At 74.4% G+C, this 19136-nt stretch carries 17 protein-coding genes; 10 read left to right on the top strand and 7 right to left on the bottom strand.

Going from position 1 to position 19136, the window contains the following annotated elements:
* Positions 1 to 45 precede the first annotated feature (45 nt).
* The gene (locus AB0B01_RS10120) at positions 46 to 1173 is read left to right on the top strand and encodes a type ISP restriction/modification enzyme (protein WP_361715362.1); all 1128 of its coding nucleotides are present in this window, start codon (positions 46 to 48) and stop codon (positions 1171 to 1173) included.
* Positions 1174 to 1270: 97 nt separating this feature from the next.
* Here AB0B01_RS10120 and AB0B01_RS10115 read toward each other — a convergent pair whose 3' ends face one another.
* The gene (locus AB0B01_RS10115) at positions 1271 to 1999 is read right to left on the bottom strand and encodes a TetR/AcrR family transcriptional regulator C-terminal domain-containing protein (RefSeq protein ID WP_361715190.1); all 729 of its coding nucleotides are present in this window, start codon (positions 1997 to 1999) and stop codon (positions 1271 to 1273) included.
* A 68-nt stretch (positions 2000 to 2067) separates the two neighbouring features.
* On the opposite strand from AB0B01_RS10115, the gene AB0B01_RS10110 reads away from it, so the two are divergent.
* From AB0B01_RS10110 to AB0B01_RS10100, 3 genes are all read left to right on the top strand, one after another.
* Positions 2068 to 3033 carry an ATP-binding cassette domain-containing protein gene (locus tag AB0B01_RS10110; RefSeq protein ID WP_361715187.1) on the top strand — a complete coding sequence of 322 codons (966 nt, stop codon included), beginning with the start codon at positions 2068 to 2070 and terminating at the stop codon, positions 3031 to 3033.
* Positions 3030 to 3818, top strand: coding sequence for an ABC transporter permease (locus tag AB0B01_RS10105; RefSeq protein ID WP_361715184.1), 789 nt, complete (start codon positions 3030 to 3032; stop codon positions 3816 to 3818). The genes AB0B01_RS10110 and AB0B01_RS10105 overlap by 4 nt, the downstream gene beginning before the upstream one ends.
* A 123-nt stretch (positions 3819 to 3941) precedes the next feature.
* Positions 3942 to 5162, top strand: a complete 1221-nt coding sequence (locus AB0B01_RS10100) for a CaiB/BaiF CoA-transferase family protein (protein WP_361715181.1) — start codon at positions 3942 to 3944, stop codon at positions 5160 to 5162.
* A 36-nt stretch (positions 5163 to 5198) separates the two neighbouring features.
* On the opposite strand, the gene AB0B01_RS10095 is transcribed toward AB0B01_RS10100, so the two are convergent.
* Entirely contained in the window at positions 5199 to 5468 is a 270-nt protein-coding gene (locus AB0B01_RS10095; RefSeq protein ID WP_030870537.1) for a hypothetical protein, read from the bottom strand.
* Positions 5469 to 5739: 271 nt separating this feature from the next.
* Here AB0B01_RS10095 and AB0B01_RS10090 point away from each other — a divergent pair, with 271 nt between their 5' ends.
* Positions 5740 to 7416, top strand: coding sequence for a serine/threonine-protein kinase (locus AB0B01_RS10090; protein WP_361715178.1), 1677 nt, complete (start codon positions 5740 to 5742; stop codon positions 7414 to 7416).
* Positions 7417 to 7422: 6 nt separating this feature from the next.
* Here AB0B01_RS10090 and AB0B01_RS10085 read toward each other — a convergent pair whose 3' ends face one another.
* The gene (locus tag AB0B01_RS10085) at positions 7423 to 8229 is read right to left on the bottom strand and encodes an SGNH/GDSL hydrolase family protein (RefSeq protein WP_361715359.1); all 807 of its coding nucleotides are present in this window, start codon (positions 8227 to 8229) and stop codon (positions 7423 to 7425) included.
* A gap of 197 nt (positions 8230 to 8426) precedes the next feature.
* Here AB0B01_RS10085 and AB0B01_RS10080 point away from each other — a divergent pair, with 197 nt between their 5' ends.
* Both AB0B01_RS10080 and AB0B01_RS10075 read left to right on the top strand, forming a co-directional pair.
* On the top strand, positions 8427 to 9533 hold the full coding sequence (locus AB0B01_RS10080; protein ID WP_361715175.1) for a DUF5925 domain-containing protein: 1107 nt from the start codon (positions 8427 to 8429) through the stop codon (positions 9531 to 9533).
* Positions 9534 to 9661: 128 nt separating this feature from the next.
* Positions 9662 to 10204, top strand: a complete 543-nt coding sequence (locus AB0B01_RS10075; protein WP_361715172.1) for an FABP family protein — start codon at positions 9662 to 9664, stop codon at positions 10202 to 10204.
* Between the two features lie 51 nt (positions 10205 to 10255).
* Here the strand turns inward: AB0B01_RS10075 and AB0B01_RS10070 are convergent, their stop codons facing one another.
* On the bottom strand, positions 10256 to 10642 hold the full coding sequence (locus AB0B01_RS10070) for a GntR family transcriptional regulator (RefSeq protein WP_361715169.1): 387 nt from the start codon (positions 10640 to 10642) through the stop codon (positions 10256 to 10258).
* Between the two features lie 71 nt (positions 10643 to 10713).
* Between AB0B01_RS10070 and AB0B01_RS10065 the strand changes: the two genes are divergently transcribed.
* The 3 genes from AB0B01_RS10065 to AB0B01_RS10055 all read left to right on the top strand — a co-directional run bounded on the left by AB0B01_RS10065 (position 10714) and on the right by AB0B01_RS10055 (position 13396).
* On the top strand, positions 10714 to 11658 hold the full coding sequence (locus AB0B01_RS10065) for a GNAT family N-acetyltransferase (protein ID WP_361715166.1): 945 nt from the start codon (positions 10714 to 10716) through the stop codon (positions 11656 to 11658).
* A complete protein-coding gene (locus tag AB0B01_RS10060; RefSeq protein ID WP_361715163.1) occupies positions 11655 to 12149 on the top strand; it encodes a DUF402 domain-containing protein in 495 nt (164 codons plus the stop codon). Before AB0B01_RS10065 ends, AB0B01_RS10060 begins: the two co-directional genes overlap by 4 nt.
* 233 nt (positions 12150 to 12382) lie before the next feature.
* Complete coding sequence (locus AB0B01_RS10055) at positions 12383 to 13396, top strand: lytic polysaccharide monooxygenase (RefSeq protein WP_361715161.1); 1014 nt, start codon at positions 12383 to 12385, stop codon at positions 13394 to 13396.
* 38 nt (positions 13397 to 13434) lie between these two features.
* Here AB0B01_RS10055 and AB0B01_RS10050 read toward each other — a convergent pair whose 3' ends face one another.
* From AB0B01_RS10050 to AB0B01_RS10040, 3 genes are all read right to left on the bottom strand, one after another.
* The gene (locus tag AB0B01_RS10050) at positions 13435 to 14298 is read right to left on the bottom strand and encodes an alpha/beta fold hydrolase (RefSeq protein WP_361715158.1); all 864 of its coding nucleotides are present in this window, start codon (positions 14296 to 14298) and stop codon (positions 13435 to 13437) included.
* A 139-nt stretch (positions 14299 to 14437) separates the two neighbouring features.
* Positions 14438 to 15439, bottom strand: a complete 1002-nt coding sequence (locus AB0B01_RS10045) for a hypothetical protein (RefSeq protein ID WP_361715155.1) — start codon at positions 15437 to 15439, stop codon at positions 14438 to 14440.
* Complete coding sequence (locus AB0B01_RS10040) at positions 15436 to 19044, bottom strand: DNA polymerase III subunit alpha (RefSeq protein ID WP_361715152.1); 3609 nt, start codon at positions 19042 to 19044, stop codon at positions 15436 to 15438. Before AB0B01_RS10040 ends, AB0B01_RS10045 begins: the two co-directional genes overlap by 4 nt.
* Positions 19045 to 19136: the final 92 nt, after the last annotated feature.

Raw genomic sequence — 19136 nt, 5'->3', positions numbered from 1 at the left:
ACCATCTGCCGGGTGAGCGAAGACGTACCCCTGCTGGACGATCTGATGCCCTGGGCCGTGGGCTCCCTGCGCCTCGGCCGGGCCTGGGTCGCGGCTCCCGACCCGGCGGCCCTCCGTGCCCGCTGGGCGGCCCTGACCAGCGCCGAAGAACGGGAGCAGGAGCGGTTGTTCCGCCCGAGCCGCGCCCGTACGCCCGCTGCCGGGGCGGCGGCGCTGCCCGGCCGGCGCTCCCCGGCCACCGCCCGCTTCGCCGACGCACCGGGGCCCTGCCCGGAGCCGGTACGGGTGCTGCGCGAGCCGTTCGACGAGCAGTGGCTGCTGCCCGACCAGCGGCTGATCGACCTGGCCCGCCCCGAGCTGTGGCGGGTCCTGGACGAGCACCAGCTCTTCTCCGTCGAGACTCCCGAGCTGCTGGTCACCGCGCACCTTCCGGTGGGTCGCCTGGGCCGGATCCGCCCCCTGCACCGGCGTCCCGGCGGCGGGGAGCCCAATCTCGCGCCGGGACTGCTGCCCCTGCTCGGCGAGCGCTACGGCTGCCGGGTCGCCCCGGAGGACGTGCTGTGCTGGATCCTCGCCGCCGGCCGCCCGGGGCCCCGGGGGTACGAGGTCCCGCTCACCGCCGACCCCGGGCGCTGGCGGGCCGGCCTGGAACTCGGCCACCGCATCCTCACCGTCCAATTGCGCGGCGGCCCCGCAGGCGAGCCGCCCCGACTGCCCGGCGGGCGCCGCCCGTACGTCCGCTCGGCGGTCCCGGCCTGGCCGGAGGGGCTCGTGTACGACCCACAGAGCGAGACGCTGGGCCTGGGCGCCGGGACGATCTCCCCGGTCCCCGCCGGGGCCTGGGCGTACGAGGCGCCCGGCGGTACCCGGGTGCTGGAGGCGTGGTTCGCCGCCCGCGCGGCGCACCGCGACCCGGAGGCCGAGGGGCTGGAGGCGATCGGACCCGCGGCCTGGCCGCAGGCCTGGACCTCGGAGTTGCTGGCGCTGGTCACCACCCTTGCTCTGCTGGCCGATCTGGCGCCGGAACGCGCGGAGTTCACGCCCGGGCCGCTGCTGCCCGCCGCCGCCCTGGGCGCCGCGGGCGTACTGCCGCCGCCGCGCTGGTCCCGCCGCCCGGCCTCCGTACTGGACCACCACGAGGAGGGCCCGGGCGGCCAGTTCGCCCTGCTCTGAGGTCGCCGGCGGGGAGCCGGCGGTGGGCCGACGGAGGAGCCGAGGGCCGACCGACGGCGGGCCCGCGCGGCCGCCCCCGGGCCGGCCGCGCCGACGTCTAGGCCGGGTCCCAGGCACCCAGCAGCCGGGACACCCAGCGCGCGAACACCGCGTCCGGCTCTGCGGCCGCCGCCGCGACCGGATGGCTCGCACCGAAGGCGGCCGCCAGCCTCGGGTACTGCCCGGTCGCCAGGCACGAGCCCAGGTAGGCCGCTCGTGCGTCCTGTTCGGCGGCCTCGCTCCAGGGCAGCGACCGGGCGCGCTCGGCCATGGCCAGTTCGCTCGCCACGTAGGTCGCCACCGTGCCGTTCACCGCCGCGACGAGCTCCAGCTTCTCCCCGTCCGGCACCTCCAGGGGCGCCAGGCAGTCCAGGCAGTGCTCCAGGTAGCGCAGGGCGTTCGGACTGAAGCCGTGGACGGGCGACAGCAGCCGCGGCAGCCAGGGGTGACGGTGCATCAGCGCGCGGGTCTGGTGGGCCAGCGCGAGCAGGTCGACCCGCCAGTCACCGGTCGGCGGGTGCAGTGCGTACTCGCCGCTGACCGCGTCGACCATCAGCTCGTACAGGTCCTCCTTGCGCGGCACGTAGTTGTAGAGGGACATCGTCCCCGCGCCGATCCCCGCCGCGACGCGGCGCATCGAGACGGCCTCGATCCCCTCCGCGTCGGCGATCCGCACGGCCTCGGCCGCGATCGACTCGCGGCTGTGCGCCGGCCGGGGGCCGCGGCCGGCCCGCTGCGGGCGGGCCCAGATCACCTCGGGTTGGGCGGGTCGCCCGCTGGCTGTCATCGCTCATCACCTCGTCCTCGCCCCCATGCTAGTTACGTACACCGTACGTAGTGCGTTAGGGTGCCTCCATGACAACTACGTACGCTGTACTTAGTGAGCGACTGGAGAAGCGTTTCGGCGAGGTGCACGCCCTGCGCGGTCTCGATCTGGCGGTGCCCGAAGGCACGGTCTGCGGACTCCTCGGCCCCAATGGCGCGGGAAAGACCACCGCGGTCCGGATCCTCACCACCCTCACCCGGCCCTCCGGCGGGCGCGCCCTCGTCGCCGGCCACGACGTGACCCGCGACCCCGGCGCCATCCGCCGCGCCATCGGGGTCACCGGCCAGTACGCCTCGGTCGACGGCGATCTGACCGGCCGTGAGAACCTGCGGCTGTTCGCCCGCCTCGCCGGGCTGCGCGGGCGGTCCGGCCGGGCCCGCGCCGATGAGCTGCTGGACCGCTTCCGGCTGGGCGAGGCCGCCGACCGGGTGGCCTCCACCTGGTCGGGCGGTATGCGCAGGCGCCTGGACCTGGCCGCCGGGCTGATCACCCGCCCCCGCGTGCTCTTCCTCGACGAACCCACCACCGGCCTGGACCCGGCCGCCCGCGAGGACATCTGGACGGCGGTACGGGACCTGGCCGCGGAGGGCACGACGGTCCTGCTCACCACCCAGTACCTGGAGGAGGCCGACCGGCTCGCCGACGACATCGTCGTGGTGGACCACGGCCGGGCCGTGGCCACCGGCACCCCGGCCGAGCTCAAGGCCCGGATCGGCGCCCGCGCCGAGGTCACCGTCGCCGAGGCGGACGCGCTCGCGGGCGCGGCCGTCGTACTCGACCAGCTCACCGGCGGCCGGCCCGTGCTCGACGAGGAGCGCCTGACCGCCGGGGTGAGCGTGCTGGACACCGGGCTCACGCTGCCCCGGATCATCCGCGCGCTCGACACCGCCGGGGTGGCGGTCACCGATGCCGCCCTGCGCCCGCCCACCCTGGACGAGGTGTTCCTGCGTCTCACCCAGGTCCGTACCGCCACCCCCGAGGAGCACGCGGCATGAGCACCCTGCTGTCGGACGGCGGCGCCGTCCTCACCCGCCAACTGCAGAAGGTCCGGCATGCTCCGGCGCTGCTGGTCCTGACCCAGACCATGCCGATCGTCATGCTGCTGTTCTTCGGCTACGTCTTCGGCAGCGCGCTCGCCATGCCGGGCTCCGACTACCGCGAGTTCCTGGTGCCGGGGCTGCTGGCCGCCACCGCCGCCAACGGCCTGATGACCGGCATGTTCACGGCCGCACAGGACGCCCACCGCGGGGTGACGGACCGCTTCCGGACCCTGCCGATGAGCCGCGCGGCCGTCCCGCTCGGGCAGACCGCCGCCGATCTGCTGACGACCACGGTGTCGATGGTGCCGCTGATGCTGGTGGGGCTGGCGATGGGGTGGCACATCGAGAACGGACTGCCGGGCGCGCTGGGGGCGTTGGGCGTGCTCCTGCTGTTCCGTTTCGCCGCCGCGTGGGCGGGGACGTACCTGGGCCTGCTCAGCAAGAGCGAGGAGGCGGCGGGCCAGCTCGGCAGCGCCACCTTCGTCCTGCCGATGCTGTCCAGCGCGTACCTGCCGACCGCCGGGCTGCCCGGGTGGCTGCGGACGGTCGCCGAGTGGAACCCGATCAGTGCGGTCGCGACGGCGGTGCGCACGCTGTGCGGGAACCCGGGCGGCGAGCCCGAGCCGGGCGCCGCCTGGCCGGCCGCGCATCCCGTCGCGGGGGCCCTGCTCTGGTCGCTGGTGCTGTTGGCCCTGTGCGCACCTCCGGCCGCGCGCCGGTTCGCACGCGGCCGGGACTGAGCGGGACTGGGTGCGGGACCGGGCGCTGCGCCGTACGGAACACTGCGGACGGGCCACACCCGTGATCGGAATGCGACCCCGTGTCCGATGACAGGGCGGGGTGGGAACCGGTAGGCAGGCTGTATGTCTGTCACTCCTCCCGCCCCGCAGCCCGCAGAACCCCTCCCCCTCGACGGCGTCACCGTCGTCGCGGTGGAGCAGGCCGTGTCGGCCCCCTTCGCCACCCGCCAGCTCGCCGACCTCGGGGCCCGCGTCGTCAAGGTCGAGCGGCCCGACGGCGGTGACTTCGCGCGGGACTACGACACCGCCGCCCAGGGGCTGGCCTCGCATTTCGTGTGGGCCAACCGGGGCAAGGAGTCGATCGCGCTCGACCTGAAGGATCCGCGCGGCCTGGAGATCCTGCACGGCCTGCTGGACGGCGCCGACGTGTTCGTACAGAACCTGGCGCAGGGCGCGGCCGCCCGGCTCGGGCTGGACTCGGCGGCCCTGTGCGCGCGGTATCCGCGGCTGGTCGCCGTGGACATCTCCGGCTACGGCGCCGAGGGCCCGTACGCCCACAAGCGCGCCTACGACATGCTCGTGCAGTGCGAGGCGGGGCTGGTCTCGGTGACCGGCACCCCGGAGCAGCCCGTCAAGGCGGGCATCCCGGCGGCCGACATCGCCGCGGCCATGTACGCGTTCTCGGGAGTGCTCGCGGCGCTGCTGCGCCGCGGGACCACGGGACGCGGCGGCCGTGTGGAGGTGTCGATGCTGGACGCGCTCGCGGAGTGGATGGGGCATCCGCTGCACCACACGATGCACGGCGGGGAGCAGCCCGTGCGCACGGGTCTCGCGCACGCCGTGATCGCCCCGTACGACGCCTACCCCACGGCGGACGGGGACCGGGTGCTGCTGTCGGTGCAGAACGACCGGGAGTGGCGGCGGCTGGCCGAAGGGGTGCTGCAACGCCCCGAGTTGGCCGATGATCCGGCGTATGCGACGAACGCGGCACGCACCCGGGGCCGGGAGAAGACCGATGCGGTGGTCGCGGAGGCCCTGGCCCCACTGGACGCCGGCGAGGCGATCGAACGGCTGGAGGCTGCGGGCATCGCCTGTGCGCGGCTGAACTCCGTGGCCCAGCTCGCGGACCATCCGCAGTTGACGGCCCGGGACCGGTGGCGTGAGGTGGGCTCACCGGCCGGGCCGCTGCGGGCGCTGCTGCCGCCGATCGGACTGCCGGATGGCGCGGCACCGCGGATGGGAGCGGTGCCCGCGCTCGGCGAACACACCGAGACCCTGCTGCGCGCCCTGGGGATGACGGGCGCGCAGATCACGACACTGCGCCGGGACGGTGTGGTTGCGTAGGGCCGGGGGCGAAACTTCCGGGGGGTCGGGGACGTTTTACGAGCGGCGGCTGCCGAAGAGCGTGCGACGCAGACGGCGCAGCGGCGCGAAGAGCGAGACGCGCGCGCTCCGGCTCCGCAGGCGGTGCGTGTGGTCGCGGGAGGTGAGTTCGCGCATCAGCAGGGTCGCCTCGGCGACCTCACGGTGCGGGACGGCGGGTCCGCCCAGCACGGCGAGGTGGCGGTCGAGGCGCGAGCTGGTCGCACTGCTGCCGCAGGTGATGGCAGGCACGCGAGGCGGCCTGCTGCGCATTGCTATCTGTTCCATGATCTCTCCCCACCCGTACGAGGGCACCCGGCCCGGGCAGGGTAACCCTATCGTCCCCGCATCGCCCTCGGGTATCCCGGTGGTGTGAATTACCCCTATGCAACGGGGAGTTGACGGTTACTCAGCGGAGTCGGCCGTTACTCTCCGCATAGACCACGGGGGTTGAGGGAGGGCCGGGCGGTGGTTCTGCCGCCGCAAGGGCCACGCGGCGCGCGCTGCGCTAACGTGGAGTGATTGCCCGGTAACACGCGGATGCGCCTGGGGGGCTCGTATGAGTGACGACATGCGTGGCGGGGACGGGGAATCGGACGCCGGGTCCGGGCGTGTCCTGGCGGGCCGCTACCGGCTGCTCGGTCCGCTCGGCCGGGGCGGCATGGGCATCGTGTGGCGGGCCCGCGACGAACTGCTGGGCCGCGAGGTGGCGGTCAAGGAGGTCCGGGCACCGGCCGGGCTGGACGGGGCAGAGGTGGGCCGGATGTACCGGCGCCTGGAGCGGGAGGCCTGGGCCGCGGCCCGGGTCTCGCACCGCGGGGTCGTCACGGTCTACGACGTGGCGACCGAGGACGGCCGGCCGTGGATCGTGATGGAGCTGGTGCGCGGCCTGTCGCTGGCCGACGTGCTGGAGGCCGAGGGACCGCTCACCCCGCAGCGGACCGCGCACCTCGGCGAACAGGTGCTGGCCGCGCTGCGTTCCGCGCACGAGGCGGGGGTGCTGCACCGGGACGTGAAGCCCGGCAACGTGCTGGTGGCCAACGACGGGCGGGTGGTGCTGAGCGACTTCGGGATCGCGCGGCTGGAGGGCTCCGCGGCGATCACCATGACGGGAGAGGTGGTGGGCTCCCCCGAGTTCCTCGCACCGGAGCGGGCCGCGGGACGTGAGCCGGGGCCCGCATCGGACCTGTGGTCGCTCGGGGTGATGCTCTACGCGGCCGTCGAGGGGGTCTCGCCCTTCCGGCGCGATACGCCGCTGGCGACCCTGCGGGCCGCGGCGGACGAGGAGTTGCCGCCGCCGCGCCGCGCGGGGCCGCTGACGCCCGTACTGGAGGGGCTGCTCCGGAAGGATCCCGACGAGCGGCTCCCCGCGGCGGAGGCGGCCCGGATGCTGCGGATCATCGGCGCGGGCGGGACCGTACGGGACGCCGGCGGGCCGGTGTCGGGGCCGGACGCCCCCACGGCCGTCGTGCAGCACCGGCACGAGGGGGCGGGGGCCACGCGGCGGACGGCGCCCTTGGCGGCCCCGCTGCCGGGGCCGGCGCCGGCCCCGGCCCGGCAGGGACAGGCGGGGGTGGTGCTGGTCCTGGGGATCGTGGTGCTGCTGCTGGCCCTGGCCGCGCTGGGATGGCTGCTGCTGAGGGACCGGGACGCCGCGGGCCCGGGAGACGGGCGACCGGCGGGCGGGGGCTCCGCGTCCACGGGAGCGACGGGAGCGGCCTCCCCTTCGGCGGCCCCCTCGGGCTCGGCATCCGCCTCGGCGTCGGCTTCGGCCTCCGCGTCGCCTTCGGCCACACCCGTCCCGCGGGCCACGGCAGCCGTCCGCGCCGTCCGCGACAGCTACAGCGGGAGCTGCCCGCCGGCCGCCTCGGCGGCCCCGGCCTTCACCGCCGACCTCACGGTGGACCGTACGCCCGCCACCCTGGAGTACCGCTGGGCGACGCGGAGCGGGCTCACCTCCGGCCCCGGCTGGCGGACCGTCACGTACGGGGCCCAGGAGGCCGCCGTTCGCCGGCTCGACCACACCGAGCTCACCCACTTCCCGAACGCGACCTTCCGCGACGCGGTCCGGCTGGAGGTACGGGGCCCGGCGGCGACGGCCTCGGACTGGGTGGAGTTCTCCGTGACGTGCGGGAAGGAGGCCCCGACGGGCGGGGCCTCCCCCGGTCCGAGCACGTCGCCGAGCGCCTCACCGGGTATGGCACCGCCGGACCCGGCGCCCGCTCCGGAGCGGTGACGGCGGTCAGGCGGCGTTGGTCAGGACCGGCAGGTACCCGCCGGACTGTCCGGCGGCGGTCGGGTGGTACGACTCGCCTATGTTGACCCAGTTGACGCTGTGCAGCCACGCGTCGCCGGAGCAGATCTCGTGGCCGGTGAAGGCGCCGGCGACCGAGGCGAAGGTGAACCCGTGGTCGGCGGCGCGTTTGGCGATGGCGGCGTTCAGGTAGTCGGCCGCGCCGTTGATGGCGGAACGCTCGCCCTCGGTGAGGCCGGTGACGCAGGTTCCGTTGAGCTTGTAGAAGCGCGGGTAGCCGAGGACCACCACGCGGGCACCCGGCGCCCTGCCGTGGATGGCGTTGTAGACCTGGTCGAGCTGGCCGGGCAGCGTGGAGTCGACGTAGGCCTTGGCCTGGTTGACCCGGCTGATGCAGGTGGATTCGGACTGGAGCACACAGGTCGTCATGACGTCGGAGAACCCGGCGTCGTTGCCGCCGATGGTGATGCTGACGAGGTCGGTGCCGGAGTTCAGCGGACCGAGCTGCCCGGAGAGGACGTCACCCGTGCGGGCGCCCGAGCAGGCGGCGAAGGAGAAGGTCTGCGGGGAGTGGGCGGCGGCCCAGAGGGCGGGATAGGCGCGGGTGGTCCGCTTGCAGGATCCGCTCGCGCTGTCGTAGTTGCCGGCGCCGACGCCCGAGGAGTACGAGTCTCCGAGGGCGACGTAACCGAAGTCGGCCGAGGCGGCGGCCGCCTGTCCGGCGCCGAACAGGGCGGCGCCTGCGGCGAGTAACAGGGAGGAGGTGAGGGCTGCGAAGCGACGCGACATTCTCATGCTCATGTGTGCGGCTCCTTGTGGGGGTTACTCCTGAGTCCGTGGTACAAGGAGCCGAGGGTGGCTGGAAGTGTTCATGCCAAGAATATTCGGGGCAGGGTTACCTCCCGAACCTTCACGGGCAGTGCGTTTGAAGAGGGAACTTGGGCACCCGATCCGGCGAAACACAGGTGCACGGGGCCACTTCGTGCCGGATCATGGGCGCCATGCCATCCCAGCCGCACGACGCACTGCCGATCCGGCTCAACGTCGACGACAGCGATTCTCCGTCGGATGTCGTGGACGCCCTGTTCCTCGGCCGGTTCGCGTCCGGCGAGCAGCCCTACTCGCACAGCGTCTCGATCGAGCGGGTGAAGGCCGAGGCGACCCTGCTGCCGCCCTCGGCCACCGTGCTGCGTTCGGCGCGCGACTCCGACCGCAGCGCCGTCCTCGCGGAGGGCGAGGGCTGGACCGTGCTCGTGTCCCGCTGGAGCCGGGGCGCGGACGTGACGGTGACGGCCGTGAGCGAGGAACTCGCCGCGGGCGTGCTGGGCGAGGCCACCGAGGGCGCGCAGGACGAGCCCGAACCGCAGCCGGAGAACGTCACGATGGGGTTCTGGTACGTCTCCCCGCGCCGCGGCCCGTACCGGACGACCCGCCAGATCGCGGCCGGCACCTGGGCGGAGGTACGGCAGAACTACACGGCGCCGGTGGCCGGGGCGATGGACCGCCTGATGAAGGTCACCCCTGACGACATCGCCGGCCGGCTGCTCCTGCTGCACGGGCCGCCGGGCACCGGGAAGACCTCGGCGCTGCGGACCCTGGCCCGGTCCTGGCGCGACTGGTGTCAGGTGGACTGCGTCCTGGACCCGGAGCGGCTGTTCAACGACGTGGGTTACCTGATGGACATCGCGATCGGCGAGGACGAGGGCACCTCGAAGGGCCGGTGGCGGCTGCTGCTGCTGGAGGACTGCGACGAGCTGATCCGCGGCGAGGCCCGCCACACCGCCGGGCAGGCGCTGTCCCGGCTGCTCAACCTGACGGACGGTCTGCTGGGGCAGGGCCGCAACGTGCTGGTGGGGGTGACGACCAACGAGGACCTGGAGCGGCTGCACCCCGCGGTGGTCCGCCCGGGGCGGTGCCTGGCCCGGATCGAGGTCGGGCGGCTGACGCACGGGGAGGCGGTGGAGTGGCTCGGCTCCGAGGAGGGCGTCTCCCGGGAGGGCGCCACGCTGGCCGAGCTCTTCGCCCTGCGCCGGGGCGCCGGTCCGGCGTCCCTGCTGCCGCCGCAGGGCCAGGGCGCGGAGGCGGGCCTGTACCTGTAGTCGGGCCGGTCCTTGCCGACCGCGGGGCGGTGCCGAGGACAATGGGGCCCGACGAGAACCCCGGGCGCGGGGCTGCCCGGGCAGCCGGGACCGCCGCGCCCGGGACACACCGAACAGGAGAGTGCCCCGTGTTCGAAGCGGCGCAGGACAATCCGTACCCCGACAGCCACGTGCTCGGCGAGGGCCCCGAGCCGCACCCGCAGCTGGAGCCGGTCCTGCCCCTCCTGGGACGCTGGCACGGCCGCGGGCGCGGTGAATACCCCACCCTGGAGCAGGGTTTCCGGTACGAGCAGGAGATCACCTTCAGCCACGACGGCAGGCCGTTCCTGCGCTACGAGTCGCGCGCCTGGCTGATCGACGAGTCGGGGACGGCCTTGCGCCCGTCGGGCCGGGAGTCGGGCTGGTGGCGGATCATGCCGGACGCCTCCCTGGAGGTGGTCCTCGCCCATCCCACCGGCATCGTGGAGACGTACGTCGGCCGGGTGTCCGGCACCGCGATCGAGCTTTCGACCGACCATGTGGCGCGCACGCCCCGGGCCAAGGAGGTGACCGCCATGCGGCGCCGGTACACCCTCCGGGACGGGGAGCTGGAGATCGCGCAGGACATGGCGGCGATGGGCCGGCCCCTCCAGCACCATCTCGGCGCCCGCCTGCGCCCGCACAAGGCCTGACCCGAAGGGATCGGCCGACGCGGGCCACCCGGCTCGCGGCCCCGCGCGCGGCTACCCGCCGAAGCGGGCCCGCAGGGCGTCGAGCACGGCCGCCGTCGCCTCGTCCGCGGTCAGACCCAGCCGCTGCGCCCGCTCCGCGTAGGCCTGGGCGGCGGCGGCCGCCTCCCGGGCCGCCCCTTCACCGGCCGCCGCGACGAACGTGCCGTTGCGCCCGCGCGTCTCGATCACCCCGTCCCCCTCCAGCGCCCGGTACGCCTTCGCGACGGTGTTCGCGGCCAGCCCCAGCTCCTCCGCCAGCCCGCGCACCGTCGGCAGCTTGTAGCCCACCGGCAGCCTGCCCGTCCTCGCCGCCTGTGCGATCTGCGCGCGCAACTGCTCGTACGGGGCGGCCGCACCGGCCGCACCGTCAATCCGGATCTTCAGGTTCGTCGGGGTCACGCCGCCGATTCTCCCCCATCGGGCGGGAAATTCGGAGGCGTCCACCCCCGCCCCGCACCTACGGTCGGCCCATGACCACACTGATCCGCGACCTGCACCGGGGTGACCCCCCGGATGTGCAGTCCGTCGTACGGGTGCGCCGCGCGGCGCTGCCCTTCATGATCACCACCAGCGCCGGCGTGGCCTTCGAACTGGACTCAGCCCACCCCGCGAAGCGCTACCGGATCCTCCTCGCCGAGGACGCCGACGGCCGTGTCGTCGGCACCGCCCAGGTCGGCATCGCCCACGAAGCCCTCCAGCCGGGCCGGGCCTTCGTCAACGCCTACGTGGACCCCGCGCACCGCGGCCTCGGCGCGGGCACGGCACTGCTGCGCGCCGCCGAGGAGTACCTGCTCGCTCAGGGCGCGGTGCAGGTGTACGCCTGGGTCCTCGACGAGCCCGCCCACCGCGCCTTCGCCGCACGGCACGGCTACCGTCCCAGCCGTTCGGCGCACTTCCTGCGCCTGGACCTGGCCGACGCCGCGCTGCCGCCGTACCCGGCCGACCTTCCCCCCGGTGTCGAGCTCCGCTCCGGCTCCGCCTTCGCGGCGGACCCGCGCCCGCTGTACGAGGCCGACGCGGCGGTCAGCGCCGACGAGCCGGGCGACGTACCGGTGGTGCTGGACGACTACGCGCACTGGCTGCGCAGCACCTGGGACGACCCCCAGTTCGACAAGGACCTGACCACGGTGGTCCTCGTCGACGGTGCGGTCGCCGCCTTCGCCGCCGCCCGCACCGACGGCGCCACGCGGTACGGCTCGGCGATGACCGGCACCCTGGAGGCCTTCCGCGGCCGGGGCCTGGCCCGGCTCGCCAAGACGGTGTCCCTGCACCGGGCGCGCGCCGCGGGGTACACCGAGGCCTTCACCGGCAATGACGCCGGGAACGGGCCGATGCTCGCCGTCAACCGGAAGTTCGGGTACGCGATCTGCGCGACCGAGACCCGTTACACCAAGGCCCTGGAGCAGACGCGATGACGGACCGCCCCGCGGACCGGGTGACCGTGGCCCTGACCAAGGCCGGCCGCACCAAGATCCGCTATCCCGCCACCCTGGTCTCCGACACCGGTGACCGCATCTGCGTCCGGGCCCCCTGGGCGGCCGCCGGCGTACGGGACTTCGGCTTCGTGCGCTTCGAGCCGGGTGACGTGTTCACCGAGCACTTCTGGCGCGGACGCTGGTACGCGGTCAAGGAGGTCCGTACCGGCGGGGGCGTCCTCAAGGGCTGGTACTGCGACGTCACGCGCCCGGCGGTGGTGCGGGACGGCGAGATCCTGGTGGAGGACCTGGACCTCGACCTGTGGGTCTCCGCGGACGGCAGCAGCGTGCTGCGGCTGGACGAGGACGAGTTCGCGACGAGCGGCCTCGCGCGGTCCGACCCGCACGCGGCGGCCGAGGCGCTGCGCGCCCTCGACGCCCTGGCCGCCCAGGCCCACTCCCCCGCGGGCCTGACCGCGCTCCTGGCCTGAGTCCGGGCCTCTTTCTGTGGGCCCGCTTAGTGGTTCCTTAAGCGGAGCCTAAGGATCTCCGCCAGGGGGCTCCAGCGGGCGAAACCGGTGCTGTCGAGGGCTAGTTTGGCGAGGCCAGGGAGGGCCTGGTGCGGCGCCGGACCTACGGGGGGTCGGCGCCGCGCAGGCTGATTCCCGCCGGTGTGCACCGCGACCAGGTGCCCCGGCCCGCCGCCGCCGAAGGAGATCCGCCCATGTCCGTACGCCGTCGCTCCGTGACCCGTATCGCCGCAGTCGGCCTCGCCCCGCTGGCGGTGGCCGCGTACGCGGTCGTGCCCGCGGCCGCCCACGGCTCGATGACGGACCCGGTCAGCCGGGTGGCGGCGTGCTACGCGGAGGGGCCGGAGGCGCCCAAGTCGGCAGCGTGCAAGGCGGCGGTGGCGTCGAGCGGTGCGCAGGCGTTCTACGACTGGAACGCGGTGAACATCGCCAATGCCGCCGGGAACCACCGGGCGTTGATCCCGAACGGCCAGCTGTGCTCCGCCGGGAACGACAAGTACCGCGGCCTGGATCTGGCCCGGGCCGACTGGCCCGCCAGCCCGATGACCTCCGGCCCGCACACCTTCCGCTACAAGGGGACCGCCCCGCACAAGGGCTCCTTCGAGCTGTACCTCACGAAGGACGGTTACGACCCGGCCAAGCCGCTGAAGTGGTCCGACCTGGAGCCCGAGCCGTTCGCGAAGACCACCGACCCGGGCCTGCAGAACGGGGAGTACGTCTTCTCCGGCACGGTCCCGGCGAAGTCCGGCCGCCACCTCGTCTACAGCATCTGGCAGCGCTCCGACAGCCCGGAGGCCTTCTACACCTGCTCGGACGTGGTGTTCGGGAAGGACAGCGGGGGCGGCAGCGGCGGGGGCACCGGTGGGGGTACCGCGCCGACCGCGAAGCCGAGCAGCAAGCCCTCGGCGCAGCCCTCGCAGACCCCGCCCAAGGCCCCGACGGACGAGCAGATCGCCGACGGCGAGAGCAAGTCCACCGTGGAGCACAACGGCCACGGCGACAACGACCCGAAGACGAACGGCAGCACCGACCTCGCCCCGGTGTCCTCGTCGCCGGCCCGGACGGCCGCCGACCTCGCCGAGACGGGCGCCGACAGCGCCACCCCGGCGATCGCGATCACCGGGGCCGGCGTCCTGGCCGCCGGTTCCGCCGTACTGTTCGCGGTGGCCCGGCGCCGCGCGACGGCGCCGGGCCGCCACGGCCGCTGACCGGCAACGGCCGTCGATGCCCTCCGGACCGGCTGCGCCTACTCGAAGACCGAGGCGCAGGTGGTCCGTTCGGCGTGCGCCGGGTCGAGCGCGTTCAGTGCCTCGTGCCAGGCGATGCGGTCGGTGAGTCCGATGGCGACGTGCTCGGAGAGGTCCAGGGGGCACAGGTCCTGGAGCACGACGTTGCGCACGTTGGAGCCGCCCTGGAGGAACGCGGACCGGTACGGCGTGACCACCTCGTCGTACTTCGTCGCGATCACCGTGTACTGGACCCCGGGGACGGTGTCCCCGCCCGCGTTCAGTTTGGTGACGAAGGCGGATCCGGCGATCTGGTCGGCCAGGCCCGGGGTCGCGGAGCTGATCAGGTCCTCGGCACCGGGGAAGTACGGGAGCAGCTGGGTGAGCCCGTCCAGGGTGGTCCCGTGGTTGTCGGGGGCGAGGCCGATCAGGGCGTTGACCTTGGGCGCGCCGCCGAGGAACTTGAGGTAGTAGTTGGGCATCATGCCGCCCTGCGAGTGCCCGACGATGTCGGTCTTCGGGGCTCCGGTGGAGGCCAGCACCTTGTCGACGAAGACGCTGAGCTGGCCGGCCGACTTGTCGATGGGGCCGAGCCCGTTGAAGAAGGGCACGCCGGGCAGCTGCCCGTAGTCGAGCGAGTAGACGCAGTACCCGCGGTGGACGAGGTAGGGCGCGAGGCCGAGCCAGTTGTCGACGGAGTTGCCGAAGGTTCCGTGCACCAGGACGACCGGACGGGGATGGGCGGTCGAGGGTTTGCAGGACCAGTTGTTCCAGCCGCTGCCGGGTGCGGTAGCGGCCTGTGCCCCGCCGGTGGGGGCGACGAGGGCGGCGGCGGTGAGGGTGAGGACGGCCAGCGGGCGGAGCAGGCGTCGCCAGGGCAGCATCGAGTGGTCTCCTTGCGGGTCATGGGGAATACGTGGGGGTTCGTCCCGTGATCCGGATCACAAGGGGAGCTGCTGCCGCCAAATTACGGGCGGGTAGTAAGACAGGGAAGTTACGCGTCGGTAAAAAACTGCCGTGTCGCTACGCCGCGAGTGTGCCTCTGGCGATGACGTGGGGCCCGAAGCGCGCCCGCACCCGGTCCGTGACGGCCTCCAGCCGTCGGGCCTTCTCGTCCTGCGGGTCGAAACTCAGCTGGTGCACGGCCCGTTCGGCCGGGGTGAGGTCCTCCAGGCGCAGTGCCAGCGCGCGCACCCGCGCCCGCTGGAGCCCGAGTCCCGCGTACAGCCGGTACGCCGCGGAGGTCAGGGCGGCCGAGTGCGCGGTGGGTTCGGCCAGGGTCCTGGTACGGGTGAGGGTGGTGCGGTCGGAGCAGCGGACGGTGAGGGAGACGGCCCGGCAGACCTGCTGCTGCGTACGGAGCCGGGCGCCGAGCTCCTCCGTCAGCGAGAGCAGCGCACGGCGGTGCCGTACGGGATCCAGCTCGTCGAGTCCGAAGGACCGTTCGGCGGCCAGCGAGCGCGCCGCGGCACCCGGCCGGACCGGGCTGCGGTCGATACCGAGGGCGCGCTCGTGCACCTCGCGCCCGGCCCGGGCTCCGAGGATGCGGCGCAGGGTGGCCGGCGGGGCGGCGGCGACCCGGCCGACCGAGTCGAGGCCGTACGAGCACAGCGTCCGGGCGGCCTTCGGGCCGACCCCGTCCAGGGCGGCCACGGGCTTGGCGGCCAGGAACTCCCGTACGGCGGCGGGCTCGTCCGGGATGACCAGGGTGCGCCCGGGCCGGGCCTCGCGGACCGCCATGCGGGCCAGCAGGGGGTTCCCGGCGGCGCCGATGGCGCAGTCCACCCCGTACAGCGCGAGGCAGCGGACCCGGATCAGGGCCGCCAGCCGGGCCGGGCCGCAGCCGAAGTAGCGCAGAGCGCCGCGGACATCGGCGAGGACGGTGTCGGGCGGGAGGGCCTGCACCACGGGCGTGAACCCGCCGAGCAGTGCGAGCACGCCCGCGTACGCCTGCGCGTCGAGCGGTTCGCCGTCGACGCGTCGCAGCCGCAGGCACAGCACCGTGGGGACGGCGGGGGCGTTCATCCCGCGCTCCCCGGACTGGAGTGCCACAGCTTGCGGCCGGTCGCGGCCCGGTCACCGGCCGGCTGGAGGTCGGCCCACGGGTTCATCTCGTACCCGGTGGGCAAGTGGATGCGGCGGCCGGAGTCCCCGCGAGCCTCGGGCGCGCCGGAGGCCGACCCCGGCTCCGACCCCGGCTCCGCCCCGGGCCCCGGCATCGGCTCCGTCAGCCGCGCCGCGACCGCGTCCAGGCCGCCCGCCGCCCGCAGTTCCACCAGCTCCGCCAGGTCCCAGGCCGCAGCGCCGACCACGCTCAGGCTCTGTGGTCCGCGCCGCTGCACGACCCCCCGCACCAGCAGCAGGAACGAGTGGAAGACGGTGTGCGCGCACGCCTCGTGGCTGTCGTCGAAGAAGGCCAGGTCGACCAGGCCGGTCCCGTCGTCCAGCGTCGTGAAGATGACCCGCCTGCCCGATCGGACCGGCGGGGTCTGGGTGGCCGCCTTGGCCCCCGCGACCAGCACCGTCCGGCCGTGCTCGACCTCGCGCAGCCGACGGGCCGGGGTCACCCCGAGCTCCGCCAGGAAGTCGTGGTGGTCCGCCATCAGGTGCCGCGAGGTGTCCATGCCGAGGACGCCCAGCTCCGCGCTGAGCCGTTCCGCCTCGTTCAGGTCGGGCAGGCCGACCGAGGCCGTGGACCGGCCTCCGTCCAGCGGGAGTTGGGGGGTGCCGCGGACGCCCGCCGCGCGCTGGGCGCCGTGCAGCTCGGAGACGTGCAGCAGCAGGTCCCGCCGGTTGGCGCCGAAGGCGTCCAGGGCGCCCACCTGCGCGAGCCGCTCCGCCACCGGCCGGCCCGGCCGGGCCCGGTCCCAGAAGTCGCGCAGCGATCCGTACGGCTGCCCCTGCTCGATCCGGGCCGCCTCCGCCTCGCTGATGCCGTGGACGTCGGCCAGGGCGAGCCGGAGCCCCCACACCGCAGGAGTCTCGGACACCAGTTCGATGCGGTGGGCGACCGCCGAGCGGTTCACGTCCAGCGGCAGCACCGGCACCCCGCGCCGCCGCGCGTCCGCCAGCAGCAGCCGCTTCGGGTACATCCCGGGGTCGTGCGTGAGCAGTCCGGCGTAGAAGGCCGCCGGGTGGTGCGCCTTGAGCCACGCCGACTGGTAGGTGGGGACGGCGAAGGCCACCGCGTGCGCCTTGCAGAAGCCGTACGAGCCGAACGCCTCCACGATCTCCCAGGTCCGGCCGATCACCTCCGCCGTATGGCCCCGTGCGGCCGCCTTCGCCGCGAACCACACCTTGATCCGCGCCTGCGACTCCCGGTCGGACAGGCCGCGCCGCACCCGGTCCGCCTCGTCGCGCCCGCAGCCGGTCATGACGTGCACGATCTCGATGATCTGCTCGTGGAAGACCACCACCCCGTACGTCTCGCGCAGCGCGGGCTCCAGGTCCGGGTGCGGGAAGCGGACCGGGGACCGGCCGTGCCGGGCCTCGATGAACGGACGCACCATGTCGGCGGCCACCGGCCCCGGCCGGAACAGCGAGATGTCGACGACCAGGTCGTGGAAGGTCGACGGCTGCAGCCGCCCCACCAGGTCCCGCTGACCCGGGGACTCGATCTGGAAGCAGCCCAGCGTCTCGGCCGAGCGGATGAGCTCGTACGTCGCCCGGTCGCCCGGCGGTACCTGCGCCGGGTCGTCGAGGTCGAGCTCCTGCCCCGTGCCCCGCCGGATCTCCGCGACCGCGTGCGCCATCGCGGACTGCATCCGCACGCCCAGCACGTCGAGTTTGAGCAGCCCGAGGTCCTCCACGTCGTCCTTGTCGAACTGCGACATGGGGAAGCCCTCGCCGCTGGTGGGCACCACGGGGGTGCGCTTCAGCAGCGAGGCGTCGGAGAGCAGCACCCCGCACGGGTGCATGGCGATCCCGCGCGGCAGCCCGTCCAGCGCCTCCACCAGCTCCCACAGCCGGCCGTGCTCCTCCTCGCGTACGCCGCGCAGCTCGGGCAGCTCCGCCAGGGCCGCGCGGGCGTCGCGGGCCCGGATGTGCGGGAAGGCCTTGGCGAGCCGGTCGACGACGGCCGGATCCATGGACAGGGCGGCGCCGACGTCGCGGACGGCGTGCCGGACCCGGTAGGTCTCGGGCATGGACACGGTGGCGACCCGCTCGGTGCCGAACCGGTCGATGATCCGCCGGTAGACCTCCAGCCGGCGGGCCGACTCCACGTCGACGTCGATGTCGGGCAGGACGCGGCGGCGCTTGGACAGGAAGCGCTCCATCAGCAGGCCGTTCGCGACGGGGTCGGCGTGGGCGATGCCGAGCAGGTGGTTGACGAGGGAGCCGGCGCCGGAGCCGCGGGCGGTCACGCGGATGCCCATCTCCCGTACGTCGTCCACGACTTGGGCGACCGTCAGGAAGTAGGAGGCGAAGCCGTGGTAGGCGATGATGTCGAGCTCGTGCTGCATCCGCTCCCAGTACGCGGCGTCGCCGGCGTAGCCGCGCAGCACCATGGCGGCGGCGGCACGGGAGGCGAGGACCCGCTGCGCAGTGCGGTGGGCCGCACCGACGAGGTGCGCCTCGGGGAAGTGCACGGAGCCCATGCCGAGATCGTCCTCGGCGTCCACCGCGCAGGCCTCGGCGGTGTTCCGGGTCTCGGCGAGCAGCCGGCGCGCGTCGGCCGGGCGCAGTCCCGCGGCCTGGGCGATCCGGTCGGCGGCCGCGGCCATGGCGGCCGGGTCCTTGAGCCAGCGTTCGCCGCTGTCCAGGGGCCTGCGCGGGTCGAGGGGGACCAGCCGGCGGGCCGCGTCGAGGATGTCGGCGACCGGGCCCTGCCCGGGGTCGGCGTACCGGACGGCGTTGGTCAGCACGGCCGGGATCCCCTGCTCGGCGGCGAAGCCGAGGGTACGGGCGGCCAGCCGCAGCGAGCCGGGGCCGGTGCCGGTGCGGCCGTGGTGGACGGCCTCCAGGCGCAGGGAGCCCCCGTAGACCTCCCGCCAGGGCGCGAGCAGCCGGGTCGCCCGGTCGGGGCGTCCGGCGGCGAGCGCCCGCCCGACCTCGGAGTCGGGTCCGAGCAGGACGTACACCCCTTCGCCGCGCAGGTCCGCCCAGGGCAGCACGGGCAGGGCCTCCCGGCCGGCCCCGGCCGCCGCGTGGGCCGCGGTGACCATCCGGCACAGCTCGGCCCAGCCGGTGGCGCCGTCGCGGGCCAGGAAGACGGCCCGGGGCGCGGACTCGTCCACGAAGGCGCCGCCCTTGACGGGGGTCCGCCGCCGGTGGGACACCTCGCCGGAGCCGGGACCGGACCCCGAACCGGAGGAGCCGGAGCCGGAGCCGGAGGAGCTTGAGCCGGGAGAACCGGAGCCGGGGAAGCCCGAGGTGGAGGAGCCCGGTCCGCCCGGCCGCGCCGCACCCGGCGGGGACGCCACCGCCAGGTCCACCCCGAACAGGGGGCGGATCCCCGCCTCCGCGCACGCCTTGGCGAACCGAACGGTCCCGGCCAGGCTGTCGCGGTCGGTCAGCGCCAGCGCGTCCATGCCGCGCTCGGCGGCACGCTCCGCCAGCCGTTCCGGGTGCGAGCCTCCGTAGCGCATGGAGAACCCCGAAACGGTGTGCAGATGCGTAAACCCAGGCACCCGCGGCCTCCTGCTTCGCTCGATTCGCCCAAGACTCCTTCGACCTCCCCTGTCCCCACCATAGAGCAATTCGAATACCCGTGCGAAACGTT

This window comes from Streptomyces sp. NPDC044571, assembly GCF_040647115.1.
Lineage (GTDB): Bacteria > Actinomycetota > Actinomycetes > Streptomycetales > Streptomycetaceae > Streptomyces.
Note: the sequence above shows the minus strand (reverse complement) of the source record. Positions and strands in the feature narration are given on the sequence as shown.

Excerpts from the sequence above, each read along its gene's own strand:
- AB0B01_RS10120 (WP_361715362.1), top strand. The coding sequence starts at position 46 with ATGCCCTGGGCCGTGGGCTCCCTGCGCCTCGGCCGGGCCTGGGTCGCG.
- AB0B01_RS10115 (WP_361715190.1), bottom strand. The coding sequence starts at position 1,999 with ATGACAGCCAGCGGGCGACCCGCCCAACCCGAGGTGATCTGGGCCCGC.
- AB0B01_RS10110 (WP_361715187.1), top strand. The coding sequence starts at position 2,068 with ATGACAACTACGTACGCTGTACTTAGTGAGCGACTGGAGAAGCGTTTC.
- AB0B01_RS10105 (WP_361715184.1), top strand. The coding sequence starts at position 3,030 with ATGAGCACCCTGCTGTCGGACGGCGGCGCCGTCCTCACCCGCCAACTG.
- AB0B01_RS10100 (WP_361715181.1), top strand. The coding sequence starts at position 3,942 with ATGTCTGTCACTCCTCCCGCCCCGCAGCCCGCAGAACCCCTCCCCCTC.
- AB0B01_RS10095 (WP_030870537.1), bottom strand. The coding sequence starts at position 5,468 with ATGGAACAGATAGCAATGCGCAGCAGGCCGCCTCGCGTGCCTGCCATC.
- AB0B01_RS10090 (WP_361715178.1), top strand. The coding sequence starts at position 5,740 with ATGAGTGACGACATGCGTGGCGGGGACGGGGAATCGGACGCCGGGTCC.
- AB0B01_RS10085 (WP_361715359.1), bottom strand. The coding sequence starts at position 8,229 with ATGAGAATGTCGCGTCGCTTCGCAGCCCTCACCTCCTCCCTGTTACTC.
- AB0B01_RS10080 (WP_361715175.1), top strand. The coding sequence starts at position 8,427 with ATGGGCGCCATGCCATCCCAGCCGCACGACGCACTGCCGATCCGGCTC.
- AB0B01_RS10065 (WP_361715166.1), top strand. The coding sequence starts at position 10,714 with ATGACCACACTGATCCGCGACCTGCACCGGGGTGACCCCCCGGATGTG.
- AB0B01_RS10060 (WP_361715163.1), top strand. The coding sequence starts at position 11,655 with ATGACGGACCGCCCCGCGGACCGGGTGACCGTGGCCCTGACCAAGGCC.
- AB0B01_RS10055 (WP_361715161.1), top strand. The coding sequence starts at position 12,383 with ATGTCCGTACGCCGTCGCTCCGTGACCCGTATCGCCGCAGTCGGCCTC.
- AB0B01_RS10050 (WP_361715158.1), bottom strand. The coding sequence starts at position 14,298 with ATGCTGCCCTGGCGACGCCTGCTCCGCCCGCTGGCCGTCCTCACCCTC.
- AB0B01_RS10045 (WP_361715155.1), bottom strand. The coding sequence starts at position 15,439 with ATGAACGCCCCCGCCGTCCCCACGGTGCTGTGCCTGCGGCTGCGACGC.